Origin of the sequence: Geofilum rubicundum JCM 15548 (assembly GCF_000974365.1) — a bacterium.
GTDB classification, from domain to species: domain Bacteria; phylum Bacteroidota; class Bacteroidia; order Bacteroidales; family Marinilabiliaceae; genus Geofilum; species Geofilum rubicundum.
The window spans coordinates 34,965-52,344 of sequence record NZ_BAZW01000011.1; the positions used below are offsets into that span (position 1 = coordinate 34,965).

Genomic DNA, 17,380 nt, shown 5'->3' on the forward strand with positions numbered 1-17,380 from the left:
AGCCATGAGCAACGAACAAAGACAAAGAAGTATTTTAAAGGCCCTTTCATACCGGATAACCGGCTCTTGTTTCACCATGGCAGCTGCCTACTTTTTTACCGGTGAATTATTGGTGGCCGCCTCCATTGGTGGCATCGAAATTGTCTCCAAACTGCTTCTTTACTATTGGCACGAAAGGCTATGGGATAAGATCAAGTATGGTAAAAAGAAAAGTTCACCAGAATATGAAATTTAAAACAGCGCCATGTCTTTTTTACCCGTTTGTCTGCAAATAGAAAATGAACAAATCCTCATTATTGGCGGCGGCAAAGTCGCCCTTCACAAAATTGAGGGTTTGGAGCGCTTCACCCGTAACATCAAGGTGGTAGCACCCGAGGTGGTCGAGGGCATACGCCAGCGCTCATGGATCGAAGTGGATCAGAAGGGCTATGCGCCTGCTGATTTAGAGGGGCACTTGCTGGTCTTTGCAGCGACCGATGACCCTGAGTTGAATGCCCAAATAAAAAGTGACAGCCTGTCCCACCGCTGTCTTGTGAACCTCGTTGACAATCCCGCCAAGGGCGATTTTGCTTCACCGGCCATTTTCAAGCACAACAACATGGCCGTGGCCGTCAGTTCCAATGGGGAGAACGTTCATGCTTCTGTGCAGTGGCGGAACGAAATTCGCTCGCTGGTGGAGGATGGGACCATTAAGGCCATCCATCACTGATTAATTGGGGGCTACGAAAATAGATCTTATCCGCTCGCTCGGCTTTGCCGCTTTGCTTGCAAAGAATTCCGCTAATTAAACGAATTGAAGATTGACGGAGTTTATTGAGAAAAAGATAGATTTATTCAATTTTAAGGATGGGAATTAAAATCCATATAAATCAACTTTGGTTGATTTAAAATTTATGTAATTCGAGTAATTCGTGGATTCTTTACCCAAAATCCTAAGTGGAAAATAAACATCGAAAACTATGAGTTTGACACTGAAAAAAACATTTCCCCGCGAATCGTGGGGTCATGTCACCATAGCCGGTTTTGGTCCCGGTAATCCTGAATTGCTGACTGTGAAAGCCTTGTCGGCCCTGCAACAGGCCGATGCCATATTTTACGATGATCTGCTGGATGCATCCTACCTCGATAACTTCGAAGCGGAAAAAGTATACGTGGGTAAGCGAAGTACCAATCATGCTTTTCGTCAGGAGGCCATCAATCATAAATTGTGGGAAGCCGCAGTCGCCGGCAAAAACGTGGTACGTTTGAAAGGCGGCGACCCTTTCATTTTTGGTCGCGGCATTGAAGAGTACCACTACCTGGCAGAGCGCTCCGTGGATGTGGAGATCGTGCCGGGTATATCCAGTGCCATGGCAGCCGCTGCCGATGCTTTGGTACCCCTGACCGCACGCGGCATATCCTCTTCGGTGGCCTTTGTATCGGGGCACGACCTCGAAAAGCTGGTCGTTCCCAAGGCCGAAACCCTTGTGGTTTTCATGGGCGCCTCCAATCAGGCGGCTTTGGCCCAACGCTTGATGGCTGAAGACTGGGATCCCGCCACGCCTGTGGCTGTGACGCGCAATGCCTCTTATGCCGATGCGGAAACACGTCGCTATACCCTCACTACCATTCAGGAAACAACAGATTTGTTGCCATCTCCCGCCATTATGATGATTGGCTGGACGGCCGCCCCAACGCCCGATGGTGCTCGTAAGAAATGGTTATATACAGGTTCAGGCATTCAAAATTTCAATGAGGCAGATGGTGTAGCTGTTCACTCACCCCTTATTTCGGTGGAAGGTGATTACAGGGAAAATCCGGACGCATTAGACCAACAGGACCATTTGTTGTTCACCGGAAGAAATGCCGTAGAGCATTTTTTCAAATATCTGAGGCACCACCAAATAGATATTCGTCAGACAGCCGCCATGAAGATTTCGGCCCTCACCCATTCGGCCTCTGTGGCCCTCAAAGAGCGCGGCTTGCTGGTCGATCCGCTGGTCCCGGCCGATGCGAAAAACGGTTTCGCCCAACTCAACCGCTGGATCAGCTTTAAAAATGAGCGCATCCTCATACCGCAGTCAGGAAAGGGCATGCCACTGCTTCTGGAAAGTCTGAAACAGACCGGTAATACGGTTTCCACGCTAACTGTTTATGCCACGCTCAGACATCCCCGTCCCATCCGTCATGATCTCAATGGTTTTTACGGCGTGGTATTCACCTCCGCCTTAACCGTGGAGCACTTTCACGCGTTTTACGGGAGCTTTCCCGACCAACTGGTTTATCGCTTTGGCAATAAAATCGCTGAAGCCATCTTTCACGAATTAAGAGACAAAGAAAAGACCCTATCCGAAAAGGGTGTTAAGCTCGTCCAATAGGGTCGTGTCAGTTTTTGATGAAAAATTATTTAAAGAGTTGCTCCAGCACCCGTTTAATTTCCTCCGTGCCCGGGTTGATGTCGAAGACATGCCGGGGCTTCAGGTAAGTCACTTCCTTTTCCCTTTTGAAGCGTGCTTCACCGCCCCCGGTTATGTTTAGCATGATGGTCGCCTCTTTAGGAACGCGACCTGCCTGCACCTCTGATATAAGGGAGGCTGTGGCGACCGCTGCTGCCGGGTGGATGTCGTTGCCTTCTGTTTCCAAAAAGACCTTCGCCGCCTCCATGGCAGCTTCGTTCGTTACCGCCAGCACATCACCGCCCGCATCCTTCATGCAGTCGTATAAACCACCGGCAATGGGGTAGGGCGGAAAGCGGTTCGAGAGCACCTTGGCCACAATCGTCTCCGCCTGGTGACGGGCATCCTCATCGTCGAGCGGTAACAATTGCCGCGAGTCTGCCTTCCAGGCATTGTATATCGCCAGGAAGGGCGCGTTTTGCGAGACCATTAGCTTCATTTTGTGTCGACCAAAGCGGCCATCCACAATCAGTCGGTCGTTTGCCTCCCAGGCCGCAATGGCACCCGTACCACTGCCCACCGCCTGAAAATAGTAGTCGGGTATTTGACCGATAAAATCAACGGCCGACAAGGTGGTCGTGCCCATGCCATCTCTGCGGGCCACATTGCGTGCTCCACCCTCGGCAAAAAAGCCGGGTAGTGTCACCACCTTGTTAGAAAGGTGGATGGCATCAAAATAATCGCTGCCACTGCGGGTGCAGACCAGCTTAACGTTATCATTAATAGGCTCATCGAACCACATCGCATCCAGATTGTCTTCGGGCACACACAACAACAAAGGCACATTATTATCTGAACACACCCGTGCAAAAGCCCGTGCCGTATTACCCGCCGATGCCACTACCAGCACTCCCTTGGTTGCCTCCGTGATGCGGCCGCACACCGAGTAGGCCTCCGTCTCCTTAAAAGAGCAGGTGCGCATATGGACCCCTTTTTCCGGCCAGTAGCCGCTGAAAGTGATATACAGATTTTCCAGACCCAGGTATTTGGCCAGTCCCTCACTTTTATAGGTCACCGGTGCCGAAGAGCCCTGCAGGTAACGCGTTACCGGCAACCATTCGTCGAAGCGAAAAACCCCCATTGAAGCATCTTTTACCACCAACTGAACCTCCTCGTAAACGGTCCGGACCAGAGTCGGTTCCTTCTCGTTGGGCGCGTCCAGCGTCCATCCCTGGTCGCTAAACTGCTGGCCGGTCTTTATGGATTGCAATAGATAATGTGTTGGCTTAAAATCTTCAGTCATATCACTGTCGTTTAGGACCAGCAAAATTAGGGAATTCCTATAAATGGGGGTGGGTATTTATACTTATTGTGGGAGGAAGGGTGGGGAGGGTATGATGGGTAGAATGGGTAGATGGGGGATTAGGTTGATAGGTTATTAGGTTGATAGGTCGATAGGGTAGGAAGGGTTGATGGGGTGGATTAGGTTATTAGGTCGATAGGGTTGATGGGGTGTGAGGGGTAGATGGGGTGGTGGGGGTGGTTGGAAAAAATAATCTATATTTGGGGGTTGGGTATTAAAGCCCTTCAAACTAATGAACTGTTAACCTAACGATCTATTGCATGAAGAAAGTATTTATATTTTTAGCGGGTTGTTTACTGTTGGTTTTTGGATGTAAACAGACTTCTGCGGAATCTATTGAAGAACAGAAGAAGGAGAATTTCCATATCTACTTATGTTTTGGACAATCCAACATGGAAGGATCTGCTGAGATCGAAGAGCAAGACCAAACGATCCATCCACGGTTTAAAATGTTGTCATCGGTGAATTGCCCGGATGCGCAAAGAGAGCTTGGGGAATGGTATGATGCCGTCCCTCCATTGAGCCAATGCTGGGTGGGACTTTCGCCTGCCGATTATTTTGGAAGAACCATGGTCGAAAATCTGCCGGATAGCATAAAAGTGGGTGTTATTAATGTGGCTGTTGGGGGATGTGATATCCGGTTATTTGATAAAGATGTTTATCAAGCCTATACAGACACCTATCCTGAGGAATGGTTTCAGAATAAGATGGCAGCCTATGGCGGCAATCCCTATGCCCGTCTGGTTGAAATGGCAAAAATTGCCCAGAAAAGCGGTGTGATTAAAGGGATTTTATTGCATCAGGGAGAAACAAACACTGGCGATGAGGAATGGCCCAACTACGTAAAGACTGTCTATGGGAATTTGTTGGCAGATCTTTCCCTGAATGCGGAGGATGTACCCTTACTGGCCGGTGAGGTAGTTGGGGAGGATCAGGGCGGCATTTGTGCCAGCATGAATCCCATCATCAATACACTTCCGGACTTTGTAAAAACGGCCCACGTAATTTCTTCAAAAGGTTGTACCGTAAGAGATGATCAGGTGCATTTTGACTCTAATGGCGTTAGAGAGTTGGGTAAAAGGTATGCAGAAAAGATGCTTTCATTGCTTGCTGTCAAGCAATGAAAGCCTGTTTCTAAAAGGTTTCGTATTCCTCAATATGGATGTTTGGACTGACCTTGATGTCCTCAATGGACGTTTCTTTTTTTCCATTATCAAAAAAGGAAGTGTTTTCATTTTTTGAGGCAGTGGTTTTACTTTCTGTATTCCCCAGCTTGAAGAAAGCGAAAACCTCTTTTAGTTGAACCGCATGAACGTTGAGGTCTTCAGCGCTGGAGGCCATTTCCTCGCTGGCAGCTGCATTTTGTTGGGTTACCTGGTTGAGGTGCTGAATAGAGTTGTTGATCTGGTCGGCACCGACGCCCTGTTCCATGCTGGCCGCTGCAATTTCCTCCACCAGTTGACCGGTTTTTTCAATTTCAGGAAATAGGCTGGTCATCAAGGAAGCAGCATGCTCAGTAGAAGTCAGACTTTTAGAAGTCAGGTTTATGATCTCGTCTGCAGCTGTCTTGCTCATTTCTGCCAATTTACGGACTTCCTGCGCCACTACGGCAAAGCCTTTGCCATGTTCCGCCGCTCTGGCCGCCTCAACCGAAGCATTAAGCGCCAGTATGTTGGTCTGGAAGGCAATGTCATTTACCACTTTTATTTTCTGGTTGATGGTCCTGATGGACTCCAGATTATTGACCGCCGCGTCACTCATCTCTTTGATCCCACTCTGAACTTGTTGGGAAATATGCTGCGTTTGTCGGGCATTTTCCGTGTTCTGATGAATGTTGGCCACCATTTGCTGAATAGCGCTACTGGCCTCCTCGGCATTTGAAGCCTGCTCATTGGCTCCCTGCGACATTTGCTTCGAAACCATTTTAAGCACCTCACCCGAGACGGATAGCTGGTCCGATTTTGAATGCAGATCCGTTATAATGTTGGTTAAATTGTTTTTGAGCTTGTTGATCGACAGCAGAAGTATGCCCAGGTCATGCCGATCATGCATATTTTTATTATCTGTGATAATGGCTAAATCCCCGTCAGCCAATCGGTTGAGGTTGTTGACGGCATCCGACATCGGACGAACAACAGATATAGAAGCATAGTAAAAGCAGATAACGCTAATAATAATATTGGTTAGAGTAATGCCCAGACTAATAAGGATGTTGGCCTCAAAAAACTTGTATTTAAGGCCCGTCATAAACATGATAACAAGCAAATTGATCAACCAAATAACTCCCACCCTCACAAAAACAGACTTCTTAAAAAAACGATTGATCAATAGAACTGCCGTGATACAAGCCAGCGTAATGCTAATTAAGTTACTTACAAAAAAATCCATAACTCTTGAGTTGTTAAAGGTTTAGTAAAATGTGGACATAAATGATTCTTTGCCCGATAGCTGGACAACAGAACACTGTTTTTAGTGGTATGGTATAAGCAAATATATGATAATTGTCATTTAGATAGAATCGTTCCTATCCATTAAGATGGCTGTTTTTGAGCAATAAAAGGAATTGTTTGCTTTCTAATCAATGGTATGTTTCATAATGATATAATAAACATAAAGCAAAAGGAGACTTCTATGTTTCAGAATATCAAATTTTTGATTTGGGGGAACCATCCCTGAAAATGGAACGACCTCAGCCATTAATGCTCTCCCGAAATTGTTCAGTGAATGGTCTTGTTTTTTGACGAAAATCTTATAATTGCTGACGTAGGTTTGAACTTTGGTGGTGGGGTAAAAGTGATATTTTGCAACCACCTACTGGCTTCCGGGTAATCACGAGTATTAACACTTTGATTTGGCCGAAAAAAGTGGTGTGCTTCATGAGCAAATCCGCAGCAATGTGTTTCTGGTAAATAATACTTCAGTGTTACATGGCAACGCTAAACTGATTTTCTCAACTCTTTGGAGTTAAATTAATATCGGTCATGAATGGCTGATAGAAAGAAATCCAAATGATTTTCATCTTATCAAAAATGGAGGTTTTCGCTTTTCAGCAGAGCAATACACTCAACTGCATGAAGAGTGCCTGGATTTAATTCAAAATGAGTTGAAAATTGTCAAGACTGAGAAATTGGCTGTTTTCACCCACCATTGTCCAACCTTTCTCAACTACCCAGAACAATATAAAGGTGATGTACTTAATGAAGCTTTTGCTGTTGAGTTGCACCACCTAATTGAGTTGTCCGAAATTGCTTTTTGGGTATATGGGCATCACCATTGCAATACTCCGGAGTTCTTTATTAGCAAAAGCCAACTTATTACCAATCAGTTGGGCTACGTGCAGCGCAATGAGCACCAATTGTTTGAGGCCAATAAATGCATTGATTTGTGAAAAACAAAATAATAAACCTGTATTTGCTCAATATAGCTAGTTGCTTTATCAATCACAAACAGGTTTATTATGGTCTTTATTTTAACCCAAAAGGGTACCAGTATTTCAATCCAAAAGTATACCATTCTAACTTAATATAAAAGGCAACAGTACGCTATTCCAACAGTACCCCTGGAACAGGGTACTGTTGAGGTGTTTCAACCGCTGATGGGAATATTAATGGCAATATCCGTTTCGGTGCCAATTCCCGCTATCAGACTGAATGCACTGCTATGCATGAAATTACTCATACTTATGGGGTAGGAACATCCTCCAACTGGGCCTATCCTTTTGTTCAAAATTCAATATTTGTCGGTTCAAATGCGGTAGCTAAAATCCAGGAATTTGATGGTTCCAGTGCTACTATTAGCACTGGGGGAAGTCATTTCTGGCCCTATGGACTAAATTATAACTCCAAGTGGTCCACTGCTAATGGTGACAAGCATGCTCAAATTGTTTGGGCAATGGTTCAGGATGGTTTGTAATTGAAAAAATAATTGGAGATAAAAAAAGCTGCCTCTGGTGAGGCGGTTTTTTTAAGGGTCCGGCTTACCTGTAATGATGGCTGTATTCGGTAAAATTGTACTGGTTGAACCGAAATTTTTGGCGTAATAACTCCGAGGGTACTGGCACAAAACGAAGCTTTTTATCCAATTAAAGCTATATTTACTTCTTAAACTAAGCATGCTGAAAATGAAATCTCAATTTTTATTCATTCTATGGATGGCCTTTTTGATAATTGGGTCCTTAAATGCAGTTAGGGCAGAGAGGTGCGAAATGTCTGAATCTGTGCCTTGTGTTTTAAAACCCAGGATAATTAATACAACAGACTTGGGAGCCGATCCGGATGATGAGCAATCGATGGTTCGCCAACTCGTAAGTGCCAATGAATTTGATATTGAAGGTTTAATTGTCGCAACCGGTTGTTGGAAGAGGAGTCAAAGCAACACGGATATGTTGGACAAAATCGTAGAGGCCTATGCTGAAGTTTATTCAAATCTAAGCGTTCATGCTGAGGGTTTTCCCACCCCTGAATACTTAAAGTCCATATCGGTGATGGGGCAAAGGGGTTATGGCATGAGTGACGTGGGGACTGGCAAAGACAGTCCAGGCTCTGATTTGATCATTGCTTCAGTCGATAAGGATGACCCGCGCCCGGTTTGGGTCATGGGCTGGGGAGGCATGAACAATATAGCCCAGGCCATTTGGAAAGTGCGGGAGACACGTTCACCGGAAGAATTGGCAAAATTCTTAAGCAAGCTTAGATTATTTGACATTTTAGGGCAGGATGATGCCGGTGCCTGGATTGCCAGTAACTTCCCTGAAGTTTTTTATATCCGGGCTACAAGTGTTTATGGTTGGCAACCATCCAAAGAGTACCTCGTTGAACACATTCAAAGTCATGGCCCACTGGGAGCTGTTTATCCGGACACCAAATGGGCCACGGAAGGCGATACCCCTGCCTTTATGCATGTATATCCAAATGGTTTGAATGACCCGGAACAAATCGACCAGGGAAGCTGGGGAGGTCGTTTTAATTTATCCAGGAAAGAGAGTATTCGGAGTATGTCTGAAGTGCATAAAATTGAAGAGGAAGGAGAATCAAAATTTGACCCTTATTTTATGTATGGAAACACTGAAGAAGGGGCAGAGGCCATAAAAAGATGGAATAATGGCTATGATAACGATTTTGCTGCCCGAATGGATTGGACCATCGCCAATAGGTACGAAGATGCCAACCATCATCCTTTGGCGGTTTTGAATGGAGATAAGACCCGAAAGGTGTTGCACAGGTCTGCAGTTCCGGGTTCTGTCATAGAGCTAAATGCATCAGGATCGTTAGATCCTGATGGCGATGCATTAAACCATTCATGGTCTATTTATGAGGAGCCCGGTACTTATAAAGGATCTGTAGCCATTCAAAATAGTTCATCAACAAGAGCAAAATTGGAGATACCTGAAGACGCCGGTGGAAAGACCATTCATATAATTTTGGAACTTTATGACAATGGTATCCCCAATTTGTATGCTTATCGCCGCATGATTATTCATGTGCGCTAAGTTAGTGAAGCCGACCAATAATTCATGCGTAAGCCTTTATGGACTTATTCTTTCTTTCTTTGGTTGGGACAGGTGTTTATGCCCAACAGGGCATATAGTCCACAAATCCGAAAGAGGCCGGTAATCAGCAAAATGGCTGCCACAATGAGAAGTGTCATTCCTGCAGTTCCGGTTACCACGCCGCTGAAGTAGAGAATTACCAAAATGGCTGCAATTACAATTCGAACAGCCCGGTCTGTCATACCTACATTCTTTTTCATACTGTTTGTTTTTTTAAGGATAATAACACAATGAGAATTATTTTTGACCTTTCAGGGCCGGCAGGGGTGACCTGAAATTATTATACTTCCGAAATTTGATTCCGCTTGAAGCGGCCTGCACTGAATGGCGTTTGGGCAAAATTCCTTGCTATTGCTCATCGGCTTTTCATCGGCTTCTCATCGGCTTGTTTAATGTAGATAATAGTTGATAATAAAGCAAATTTTATAACAATGAAAAGGAAGGGCATGTAATTTGCTCATTTCGAGGAACTGTTTTTAATCCAAACAATATAAATTCTTTACAATGGGAAAGTGGCTATCCATAATAATTTTGATTTTTCTGATGGCTTCTTGCCATCAGAAAAATTCAGACCAAGCTTCTTATGCTGTGGCTGAAATGGATGAAGAGATGGTTCCAGTATCACGACAATCTGGTGAAGAGCCTCGTCCGCCGGTGGAACCAATCGAAAATCCAGAGGTGATAAAGAAGAAAATCATTAAGGATGGGCGTCTGGGGCTGAGGGTTTCGGAACTTGAAAAGGCAAAAGGGCAAATTGATACCATGATTAAAGATCATGGTGCTATTATGCCAATGAGCGTTTTCATAATACGGACTATGAATCCTCTTATAATCTTCAAATTAGAGTTCCTTCCATAAATTTTGAGCATTTAATTTCTGATATTGAAAATGGGGATGGCCAAATTCTTTACAAAGAGATTGCCGCACGTGACGTAACAGATCAATTTATCGATTTGGAAATAAGACTGGATAATAAAAGGAATTATCTGGAGCGATATAATGATTTGTTGAAACAGGCTAAAAATGTCCAGGAGATACTGGAAATTGAAGAAAAAATTCGCGTTTTGGAAGAAGAAATTGAGAGTACAACCGGCCGACTTAAGTATTTGAGTGACTTGGTGGATTACAGCACGCTTAACTTGACCATCTCTAAGATTGAGGAATTTAAATACAATCCTGATAACCGGGACCGGTTTTCAGAAAGATTGAAACAGTCCTTATCAAAAGGATGGTATGGATTTGTTGATTTCTTGCTCTTCATGATTAGGATTTGGCCATTTTGGATAATTGTTGCCGGGATCGTTTATCTCTGGAGAAAGATTAAAAGGGCTAAACGTAAAAAGTGACGACTAAGCTTGCTCTTTGTTATTTCTCTCGAATTTGTAATGGAATACGGGTGATTTCAACATCTTCCTTGTTGGTGGCATAAGAGACATAAAGAAATTCTCCCCAAATGATACTTTTGGGGTAACTGTATCCTACTCTTTTATATTTCCCCTCGTATCTCAGGGCTTGCAGGTTGTTGCCACTTCGTATTAAAAAGGCTTTGTTGAAAAGAAATCCGCCTTCGCTTAAGGTAATGACCAGCGGATAACGTTGTTTGCTGCCAGTGGGGTTGTCTACCAAAAAGGCGGTGCCATCTGGTAAATTTCCAGCACTTTGCTTGGCTCTGGAGTCGGGGGTGTCGATAATGACAGGGGTGGTCCATGTTTTGCCCCTGTCGTGACTGATAGAGGCTAGTTTTTTATAGGTGCTATGCTGATCGCGAAAAACCATTACGATGGCAGAATCCTTTCTGTAAAACCAGCTGGGCTCAATTTCGCGACTCATTTGGGGGTTGTTGGATGGGAGAAGGGGCATTTCGCCAGCCTTCCAATTGGTGATACCCAAAGGGTCATCTGTATAATAGGGTTTGACTTTCAAGCCGGGTTGCATATGAAAGGCGGTTATGATCCGTCCATCCGGCAATGAACGAAGATCTTGTTCTATGATTCCCATTACCGGTTCGCCATTATCATGGCTGACATGGCGCGGTGCTTGCCAGGTAAGCCCATCAATGGAGGTCATATATTCAGTATGTCCTTGCTTTGATCCGTCGTGAAAGTTGGGCCAGACGCCAATAAAGGCCACTAGCGTTGAGCCATTACTCCACCATCCGCCACTGGTTCTGATTCCCTTATCCCAAGGTTCGGTCAAGGCAATAGGTTGAGCCCATTTTTCCCCATCCTCACTGATGCTGTAGTAAATTTGAGTGTCTTCCCCGTCTTCATCTACAGAGGAACTTTGCCATTGAGCATATAACTTTCCCTTGAAGGGAAATAATACCACCCCATGGTTGTACTTGTTGTCATGCTCCCCCGGACTGAAAATGGTAAAGGTTTCAAGGCCTTCGGCGTATTCCAGTCCTAAAGTATTTGGCTCTTGCAGGTCATACAAGGGCAGGACGGAAAAAGGAGGTTCGCCTTGTGCTGTTAGTTTGTTGGGTAAGCACAGGGAAGCGAAAAGAATTATAGTGGTGAATAGATGAGAAGCTACCATGGTTTTGTTCTGGTTTATATTTTTTGTTTTTTTAGAAAGGAATGGGCATAACCAACTTAAAAATAGAAAAAATCTATATATATCGCTAGATTTTTTGTGCTCTCAGCCTTCTATATGGTGGCCAGATGAAAGGTGTTCTGTAAAACAATGTCCATTTTAGTCTGTTTAACTGACTAGACTCTTGAGGTTTCATCACATTTAAATTCAGTAAAGATGAAAAGGAATTTATTAGTTGTCCTAACGGTTTTGTTGGCAGGTCAATTAACGATGGCCCAAAATGATGGTTTGAAATGGCTGGATATTGAATTGGCCAATTATCCATATCCATATGAGGTTTCGACCTTGTCTTTGCAGGTGCAAAGACAGGATTTAAAAATGGCTTACATGGATGTTAAGCCGGACAATTATAATGGAAGAAACATCGTTTTAATGCACGGAAAAAATTTCAATGGTGCTTATTGGAAAACGACCATTGAGGCTTTAATTCAGGAGGGATTTCGTGTTATTGTGCCTGACCAGATTGGATTCGGGAAATCGTCCAAGCCTGAGCATTTTCATTATACCTTTCAACAATTGGCTCAAAATACCAAGACGCTACTCGACACTTTAGAGATTGATAAAGCTGCCATATTGGGACATTCCATGGGTGGGATGTTGGCCACCCGCTTTGCCTTAATGTATCCTGCCACCACTGAAAAGCTGATTTTGGAAAATCCCATTGGATTGGAGGACTGGAAGCTAAAAGTGCCCTATAAACCAGTTGAATGGTGGTACAAGAATGAGCTTAAAAAGACTTATGAAGGCATTAAAGAATATCAACTGGTCAGCTATTACGACAATCAATGGCAACCTGAATATGACCAATGGGTCAACCTGCTGGCTGGATGGACACTCAATTCAGACTATGAAACCATTGCCTGGAATGCTGCGCTCACCTACGACATGATTTTCACACAGCCCGTTGTTTATGAGTTCCTAAACATAACAATGCCCACGCTTTTAATCATTGGCACAAGAGACCGAACAGCTCTGGGAAAGTCTTTGGTTTCTGATGAGGTACGCAAAACGATGGGCCTCTATAATGAGTTGGGCCGACTAACGCAAAAGAAAATCCCAAATTCACAGTTGGTGGAACTGGCGGATGTGGGACACTTGCCCCATATTGAAGTTTTTGATAAATTTATTCGTTCGTTACTTTTGTTCCTGAAGGAATAGGAGGTGAATGTGATTGGTCTTGTCTGGTAAATGGCTGATGAAATAATAAAGGCTCAGGAAAAGGAAATTGCCGAAATGAAAGCCCTGATTAAAAAATGGCAGTCAGAAAAATAAACAGATGTGACAGATTTTTATAACTTGGAACACTCAATACCTGAAAAAGAAATGGATGAATAGAATGAGGTTATTTGTTATTGTTGTTTTATCGGTATTAAATTCCCATCTGTTGCTGGCTGTCCGGGCGCCAGGTTTTATTGTTACAAATGATTCAGATACCATAACAGGAGAAATAAAGATTCCAATATTTGATAGCTACACAGGTGGACTCAGCCTGTCCGGGATTAATCTGGAGCAATTTCATTCGGTTTTGAGATTTAGAGAAACCGGTACCGGTCGGTTTGAATCCTTTAAACCACATGAGATTGCAGGCTTTGGCTTTGAATATAAGTCAATAGATTACAGGTTTAAGGCATTTTCGATCGCGACCAATAGTATCATCGAGTCTGAAAGGACAAGGTCCCGGTTTTTAGTTTTGTTGTTTAAGGGAGAAGTTTCTGTTTATAAGGATATGGTAAGGATGGATAATTTTGTTGCTGAGAATGCGCTTAGCGACAGGGTTATTGACCATTATGATTATTATTTGTTTGACGATAGACAGGGATTGAAAAGGGTAATTAGAACAGCAAATTATAGAACTGTATCTGAATTATTGAGCTTGTATCAAATTGACCAGGATTTCGTTGAGCAGCTGCCATCTGATTTAAGATTTAAGGATATTGTAGAAATCCTTCAGGGATATGAGAGTTGGAAAAAGCGAAATGTTGCACAGCATAAATTGTGAATCAAAATAAATTATATCTTTGGTTGGTAATCTTAATTCAACCAAATATGAATACTTGTACTTTCCTATTAACAGGATTTTCCTGAACTTCCGGATTTAGTTTTAAATCAAATATATACCGTGATTGTTTCCCAAATAAATGCTTTGTGTGTTTTTTTGGGTAACCGATTATTAAATAGTGAGAATGAGTGATAATACGATTGATAGTTTACGAGAGGCACTGAAGCACTCGCCTGAGAATGGTCCGTTGCGACTATTGCTGGCGGATACTTTATTGGCATTGAGTAGATTTGAGGAAGCTGAAGCGGAGTATTCGACGCTTCTTAAATTGGGTGATCATACCAAAGCGAAGATCGGCCTGGCGCAGGTGTTTTTTAGTAAGGGCAGCTATTCCGCCTGTAATGTGATTTTAGAGGAGGTGATCGATAACGGTACAAGGGATGTAGAGGTATTCACCTTGTATGCGAAAGGCCTTTTGAAAGAAAATTCAGTGGATAGAGCCATTGAAGCCTACCAAAAGGCATTGGCCATGGACCCCGATCATTTTGATGAGGAACTGGACAGCCAGTTGCGACTAAGAGGTGGTAATGAGTCCCCGGAAGAGGGTGAGGAAGAAGAGGTGGACAACCGTTTTTTGCAAAAGCCCGACATCAATTTTAATGATGTTGGTGGAATGGAAGGGGTGAAGAAGGAAATTGAATTGAAAATTATTAAACCCCTACTTCATCCGGAGCTTTACAAAGCTTACGGTAAAAAAACAGGTGGAGGGATTTTGCTGTATGGGCCTCCGGGTTGTGGTAAAACATTTATAGCCAAAGCCACTGCGGGACAAGTAAACGCTAAGTTTTTAAGTATTGGTTTGAATGATGTGTTGGATATGTGGATTGGCAACAGCGAAAAGAATCTGCATGAGTTGTTTGAGCTGGCCAGACACAATACGCCATGCGTATTGTTCATCGATGAAATTGATGCCTTGGGAGCCAGTCGCAGTGATATGAAACAATCAAGTGGCAGGCACTTGATCAATCAATTCCTGCAGGAACTGGATGGCATAAATAGCACCAACGAGGGGGTTCTTATTGTGGGTGCCACCAACACGCCCTGGAATCTGGACCCTGCTTTCAGGCGACCAGGCAGGTTTGACAGAATTGTTTTTGTCCCACCTCCGGATGTGAAATCACGGGACTCTATTTTAAGATTGAAATTGAGCAATAAACCGACAGGGACCATCGATTTTCAGAGCATCGCGAAGAAAGCGGAGAATTATTCGGGGGCGGATATCGATGCCATCATTGATATGGCCATTGAAGAGAAGTTGGAATCCGCTTTTGTGGATGGTATCCCAAAACCGCTTGAAACCAGCGATTTGGTTAAGGCCTTAAAAAAGCACAAGCCCAGCACGCAGGAATGGTTTGCCACCGCGAAGAATTATGCCTTGTTCGCCAATGATTCAGGCCTTTATGATGATATTTTGACTTATTTGAAAATAAAAAAGTAACATGGCAGAAGACAATCGACTGGTTAAAGTTGAAATATTTATTCAACAGAATAGATTTTTGGAGGCTGAGAAGGTCCTTTCCGACTTGCTCTCTGAAAATCCCAATGATACCCAATATCTGTCGTTACTTGCGGAGGTTAACCTGCAACAGGGCAAATTGGACAATGCTCATGTGATCATTAACAGTGCTATCGGACTATCGCCGGATGCGCCGCATTTATTCTATATCAAGTCGCGTATTGCCATTCAGCAGGGGACTTTGGGGGAGGCGGAAAAGTTTATTCATCAAGCCATTGATCTGGATCCCTATGATGCCGACTATTTTGCATTGTTGGCCAGTATTCAGCTGGGTCGCAAGCGCTTCAACGAAGCGCTTGAAACGGCCAACCGTGCCCTGGAAATTGAAGCGGAGCATCTGTTGGCCCTGAATACCAGAAGTACGGCCTTAAATAAGCTCAAACGCAGCGAAGAATCATTCGATACCATTGAAGGGGCCTTGCGTGAGGATCCCAACAATGCTTATACGCATGCCAATTATGGCTGGGGTTTGCTGGAAAAGGGCGATCATAAAAAATCCTTGGAGCATTTTAAGGAAGCTTTAAAAAAAGACCCCACTTTTGAATATGCACAAGCTGGCATGCTGGAAGCCTTGAAAGCCGCTAATCCGGTTTACCGACTGTTTTTGAAATACGCTTTTTGGATGAGTAATCTGACATCCAGATACCAATGGGGAGTTATTATCGGTTTTTATATTGTGATTAGAGTATTGAATGCGGTTGCCCGTAATAACGAGGGTCTGCAGCCCTATCTGACCCCGGTAATTATCGGACTTGCCCTGATTGCCTTTTCAACCTGGGTTATTGCCCCAATCAGTAATTTGTTTCTGCGTTTCAATAAATACGGACAGTTGCTGCTCGACAAAAAAGAAAAGTTGAGTTCAAATTATGTGGCTGCCAGTTTTGGATTGTTTGTGGCTGGACTCCTGGCCTATTTTTCCCTGTCTGATGCCAGGTTCTTACCCATTGCGATTTTTGGATTTGCCATGATGGTGCCTTTTAGCGCGATGTTTTCTCCCTCGAAGTATAAAAATGCTTTACTGATCTACGCCGTTGTCATGGCGGTGGTAGGTTTAATGGCCATTGGTCTGACCTTTGCTACCGGTGATATTTTCAATACTATGACGCTGGTTTTTGTGGTCGGCTTTGTTGGCTTTCAATGGGTGGCTAACTTCTTGCTTATTAAAGAGGATAATCAGTAAACACGAATGAAAAACTCCTGTCAATAACTTAACTTAAATCTTAATTCTACCTGATATGAAAACAAAAATAAGCGTAATTGGGCTATTTGTTTTAACCCTTATGATTACCAGTTGTACCTCCAGCGGGAAGCCGAAGGATTTTGATTATGGGCATGCGCAAAATAATAAATATCTCAACTCGTTTTTTGGGTTAGAGGTTTCATTGCCAGAAGATTGGGTTGTTCAAAGCAAGGAGCAGTTTGAGGATATTGCTAAGTTGGGAAAGGATATTGCTGTTGGCGATGACGAGAATTTGAAAGCTGTGGTAGAGGCTTCAGAAGTAAATTCAGCCAACTTGCTGGCCGTTTTTAAGTACGAAATGGGTGCGCCTGTTGATTATAACCCCAGTTTCATGTTAGTGGCTGAAAATTTAAAAAATGCACCGGGTGTTAAAAATGGTGGCGACTATCTCTTCCAGACAAGAAAGCTTCTCAAACTCTCGCAAATACAATACGACCATATTGATGAGGCGTTTACAAGGGAGATGATTAACAATCAAGAGTTTTACCATATGAATTGTACCATAAACTATATGGGGTTTATTATTCACCAAAAGTATTATTCCACTATTCAGAATGGGTTTTGCCTAAGTGCCATTATATCATTTGTTGACGAGGAACAAAGGAATGATCTGGAGCAGGTGGTTAATGCAATGGTATTCAGTAATTAATAAAAGGATTTGAACTTGTTGAATTAATGAACTTG

18 protein-coding genes are annotated in these 17,380 nt (G+C 43.5%); 14 read left to right on the forward strand and 4 right to left on the reverse strand.

What is annotated here, in order from left to right; genetic code table 11:
- The first annotated feature begins 4 nt into the window (after nucleotides 1-4).
- The 3 genes from JCM15548_RS07745 (at nucleotide 5) to cobA (ending at nucleotide 2,357) form a co-directional block, all read left to right on the forward strand.
- Nucleotides 5-235 carry a DUF2061 domain-containing protein gene (locus JCM15548_RS07745; protein WP_062124059.1) on the forward strand — a complete coding sequence of 77 codons (231 nt, stop codon included), beginning with the start codon at nucleotides 5-7 and terminating at the stop codon, nucleotides 233-235.
- A gap of 9 nt (nucleotides 236-244) precedes the next feature.
- Entirely contained in the window at nucleotides 245-709 is a 465-nt protein-coding gene (locus tag JCM15548_RS07750) for a precorrin-2 dehydrogenase/sirohydrochlorin ferrochelatase family protein (RefSeq protein WP_062124061.1), read from the forward strand.
- A gap of 250 nt (nucleotides 710-959) precedes the next feature.
- Complete coding sequence (gene cobA / locus JCM15548_RS07755; protein WP_062124063.1) at nucleotides 960-2,357, forward strand: uroporphyrinogen-III C-methyltransferase; 1,398 nt, start codon at nucleotides 960-962, stop codon at nucleotides 2,355-2,357.
- Between the two features lie 25 nt (nucleotides 2,358-2,382).
- Here cobA and JCM15548_RS07760 read toward each other — a convergent pair whose 3' ends face one another.
- The gene (locus JCM15548_RS07760) at nucleotides 2,383-3,678 is read right to left on the reverse strand and encodes a cysteate synthase (protein ID WP_173427657.1); all 1,296 of its coding nucleotides are present in this window, start codon (nucleotides 3,676-3,678) and stop codon (nucleotides 2,383-2,385) included.
- Between the two features lie 320 nt (nucleotides 3,679-3,998).
- Here JCM15548_RS07760 and JCM15548_RS07765 point away from each other — a divergent pair, with 320 nt between their 5' ends.
- On the forward strand, nucleotides 3,999-4,862 hold the full coding sequence (locus JCM15548_RS07765) for a sialate O-acetylesterase (RefSeq protein WP_062124065.1): 864 nt from the start codon (nucleotides 3,999-4,001) through the stop codon (nucleotides 4,860-4,862).
- Between the two features lie 10 nt (nucleotides 4,863-4,872).
- Here JCM15548_RS07765 and JCM15548_RS07770 read toward each other — a convergent pair whose 3' ends face one another.
- On the reverse strand, nucleotides 4,873-6,126 hold the full coding sequence (locus JCM15548_RS07770) for a methyl-accepting chemotaxis protein (RefSeq protein WP_062124067.1): 1,254 nt from the start codon (nucleotides 6,124-6,126) through the stop codon (nucleotides 4,873-4,875).
- A 715-nt stretch (nucleotides 6,127-6,841) separates the two neighbouring features.
- Between JCM15548_RS07770 and JCM15548_RS07780 the strand changes: the two genes are divergently transcribed.
- From JCM15548_RS07780 to JCM15548_RS07790, 3 genes are all read left to right on the forward strand, one after another.
- On the forward strand, nucleotides 6,842-7,126 hold the full coding sequence (locus tag JCM15548_RS07780; protein ID WP_062124071.1) for a metallophosphoesterase family protein: 285 nt from the start codon (nucleotides 6,842-6,844) through the stop codon (nucleotides 7,124-7,126).
- Nucleotides 7,127-7,398: 272 nt separating this feature from the next.
- Nucleotides 7,399-7,650 (forward strand): hypothetical protein, encoded by a 252-nt coding sequence (locus JCM15548_RS07785; protein WP_062124073.1) that lies wholly within the window; start codon nucleotides 7,399-7,401, stop codon nucleotides 7,648-7,650.
- Nucleotides 7,651-7,942: 292 nt separating this feature from the next.
- Nucleotides 7,943-9,226, forward strand: coding sequence for a nucleoside hydrolase-like domain-containing protein (locus JCM15548_RS07790; protein WP_062124150.1), 1,284 nt, complete (start codon nucleotides 7,943-7,945; stop codon nucleotides 9,224-9,226).
- Nucleotides 9,227-9,270: 44 nt separating this feature from the next.
- Here the strand turns inward: JCM15548_RS07790 and JCM15548_RS07795 are convergent, their stop codons facing one another.
- Nucleotides 9,271-9,486 (reverse strand): YgaP family membrane protein, encoded by a 216-nt coding sequence (locus JCM15548_RS07795; RefSeq protein ID WP_062124075.1) that lies wholly within the window; start codon nucleotides 9,484-9,486, stop codon nucleotides 9,271-9,273.
- 304 nt (nucleotides 9,487-9,790) lie between these two features.
- Here JCM15548_RS07795 and JCM15548_RS07800 point away from each other — a divergent pair, with 304 nt between their 5' ends.
- Both JCM15548_RS07800 and JCM15548_RS07805 read left to right on the forward strand, forming a co-directional pair.
- Nucleotides 9,791-10,144, forward strand: coding sequence for a hypothetical protein (locus JCM15548_RS07800; RefSeq protein ID WP_062124076.1), 354 nt, complete (start codon nucleotides 9,791-9,793; stop codon nucleotides 10,142-10,144).
- Nucleotides 10,126-10,632 carry a DUF4349 domain-containing protein gene (locus JCM15548_RS07805; RefSeq protein ID WP_083985031.1) on the forward strand — a complete coding sequence of 169 codons (507 nt, stop codon included), beginning with the start codon at nucleotides 10,126-10,128 and terminating at the stop codon, nucleotides 10,630-10,632. The genes JCM15548_RS07800 and JCM15548_RS07805 overlap by 19 nt, the downstream gene beginning before the upstream one ends.
- Before the next feature lie 19 nt (nucleotides 10,633-10,651).
- Here JCM15548_RS07805 and JCM15548_RS07810 read toward each other — a convergent pair whose 3' ends face one another.
- Nucleotides 10,652-11,824, reverse strand: coding sequence for a sialidase family protein (locus JCM15548_RS07810; protein ID WP_083985032.1), 1,173 nt, complete (start codon nucleotides 11,822-11,824; stop codon nucleotides 10,652-10,654).
- Nucleotides 11,825-12,037: 213 nt separating this feature from the next.
- Here JCM15548_RS07810 and JCM15548_RS07815 point away from each other — a divergent pair, with 213 nt between their 5' ends.
- The 5 genes from JCM15548_RS07815 to JCM15548_RS07835 all read left to right on the forward strand — a co-directional run bounded on the left by JCM15548_RS07815 (nucleotide 12,038) and on the right by JCM15548_RS07835 (nucleotide 17,345).
- Nucleotides 12,038-13,039, forward strand: coding sequence for an alpha/beta fold hydrolase (locus JCM15548_RS07815; protein WP_062124080.1), 1,002 nt, complete (start codon nucleotides 12,038-12,040; stop codon nucleotides 13,037-13,039).
- 169 nt (nucleotides 13,040-13,208) lie between these two features.
- A complete protein-coding gene (locus JCM15548_RS07820) occupies nucleotides 13,209-13,880 on the forward strand; it encodes a hypothetical protein (protein ID WP_157482517.1) in 672 nt (223 codons plus the stop codon).
- Between the two features lie 184 nt (nucleotides 13,881-14,064).
- Nucleotides 14,065-15,378: an AAA family ATPase gene (locus JCM15548_RS07825; RefSeq protein ID WP_062124084.1), complete on the forward strand. Its 1,314-nt coding sequence runs from the start codon at nucleotides 14,065-14,067 to the stop codon at nucleotides 15,376-15,378.
- A 1-nt stretch (nucleotide 15,379) separates the two neighbouring features.
- The gene (locus JCM15548_RS07830; protein ID WP_062124087.1) at nucleotides 15,380-16,636 is read left to right on the forward strand and encodes a tetratricopeptide repeat protein; all 1,257 of its coding nucleotides are present in this window, start codon (nucleotides 15,380-15,382) and stop codon (nucleotides 16,634-16,636) included.
- A gap of 55 nt (nucleotides 16,637-16,691) precedes the next feature.
- Nucleotides 16,692-17,345 (forward strand): hypothetical protein, encoded by a 654-nt coding sequence (locus JCM15548_RS07835; protein ID WP_157482519.1) that lies wholly within the window; start codon nucleotides 16,692-16,694, stop codon nucleotides 17,343-17,345.
- The last annotated feature ends 35 nt before the right edge of the window (nucleotides 17,346-17,380 follow it).

Bases quoted from the DNA above. Each gene is read 5' to 3' on its own strand.
- JCM15548_RS07760 (WP_173427657.1), bottom strand. From the start codon at position 3,678: ATGACTGAAGATTTTAAGCCAACACATTATCTATTGCAATCCATAAAG.
- JCM15548_RS07825 (WP_062124084.1), top strand. From the start codon at position 14,065: ATGAGTGATAATACGATTGATAGTTTACGAGAGGCACTGAAGCACTCG.
- JCM15548_RS07820 (WP_157482517.1), top strand. From the start codon at position 13,209: ATGAATAGAATGAGGTTATTTGTTATTGTTGTTTTATCGGTATTAAAT.
- JCM15548_RS07785 (WP_062124073.1), top strand. From the start codon at position 7,399: ATGCATGAAATTACTCATACTTATGGGGTAGGAACATCCTCCAACTGG.
- cobA (WP_062124063.1), top strand. From the start codon at position 960: ATGAGTTTGACACTGAAAAAAACATTTCCCCGCGAATCGTGGGGTCAT.
- JCM15548_RS07765 (WP_062124065.1), top strand. From the start codon at position 3,999: ATGAAGAAAGTATTTATATTTTTAGCGGGTTGTTTACTGTTGGTTTTT.
- JCM15548_RS07770 (WP_062124067.1), bottom strand. From the start codon at position 6,126: ATGGATTTTTTTGTAAGTAACTTAATTAGCATTACGCTGGCTTGTATC.
- JCM15548_RS07745 (WP_062124059.1), top strand. From the start codon at position 5: ATGAGCAACGAACAAAGACAAAGAAGTATTTTAAAGGCCCTTTCATAC.
- JCM15548_RS07750 (WP_062124061.1), top strand. From the start codon at position 245: ATGTCTTTTTTACCCGTTTGTCTGCAAATAGAAAATGAACAAATCCTC.
- JCM15548_RS07800 (WP_062124076.1), top strand. From the start codon at position 9,791: ATGGGAAAGTGGCTATCCATAATAATTTTGATTTTTCTGATGGCTTCT.
- JCM15548_RS07795 (WP_062124075.1), bottom strand. From the start codon at position 9,486: ATGAAAAAGAATGTAGGTATGACAGACCGGGCTGTTCGAATTGTAATT.
- JCM15548_RS07790 (WP_062124150.1), top strand. From the start codon at position 7,943: ATGTCTGAATCTGTGCCTTGTGTTTTAAAACCCAGGATAATTAATACA.
- JCM15548_RS07835 (WP_157482519.1), top strand. From the start codon at position 16,692: ATGAAAACAAAAATAAGCGTAATTGGGCTATTTGTTTTAACCCTTATG.
- JCM15548_RS07830 (WP_062124087.1), top strand. From the start codon at position 15,380: ATGGCAGAAGACAATCGACTGGTTAAAGTTGAAATATTTATTCAACAG.
- JCM15548_RS07810 (WP_083985032.1), bottom strand. From the start codon at position 11,824: ATGGTAGCTTCTCATCTATTCACCACTATAATTCTTTTCGCTTCCCTG.
- JCM15548_RS07815 (WP_062124080.1), top strand. From the start codon at position 12,038: ATGAAAAGGAATTTATTAGTTGTCCTAACGGTTTTGTTGGCAGGTCAA.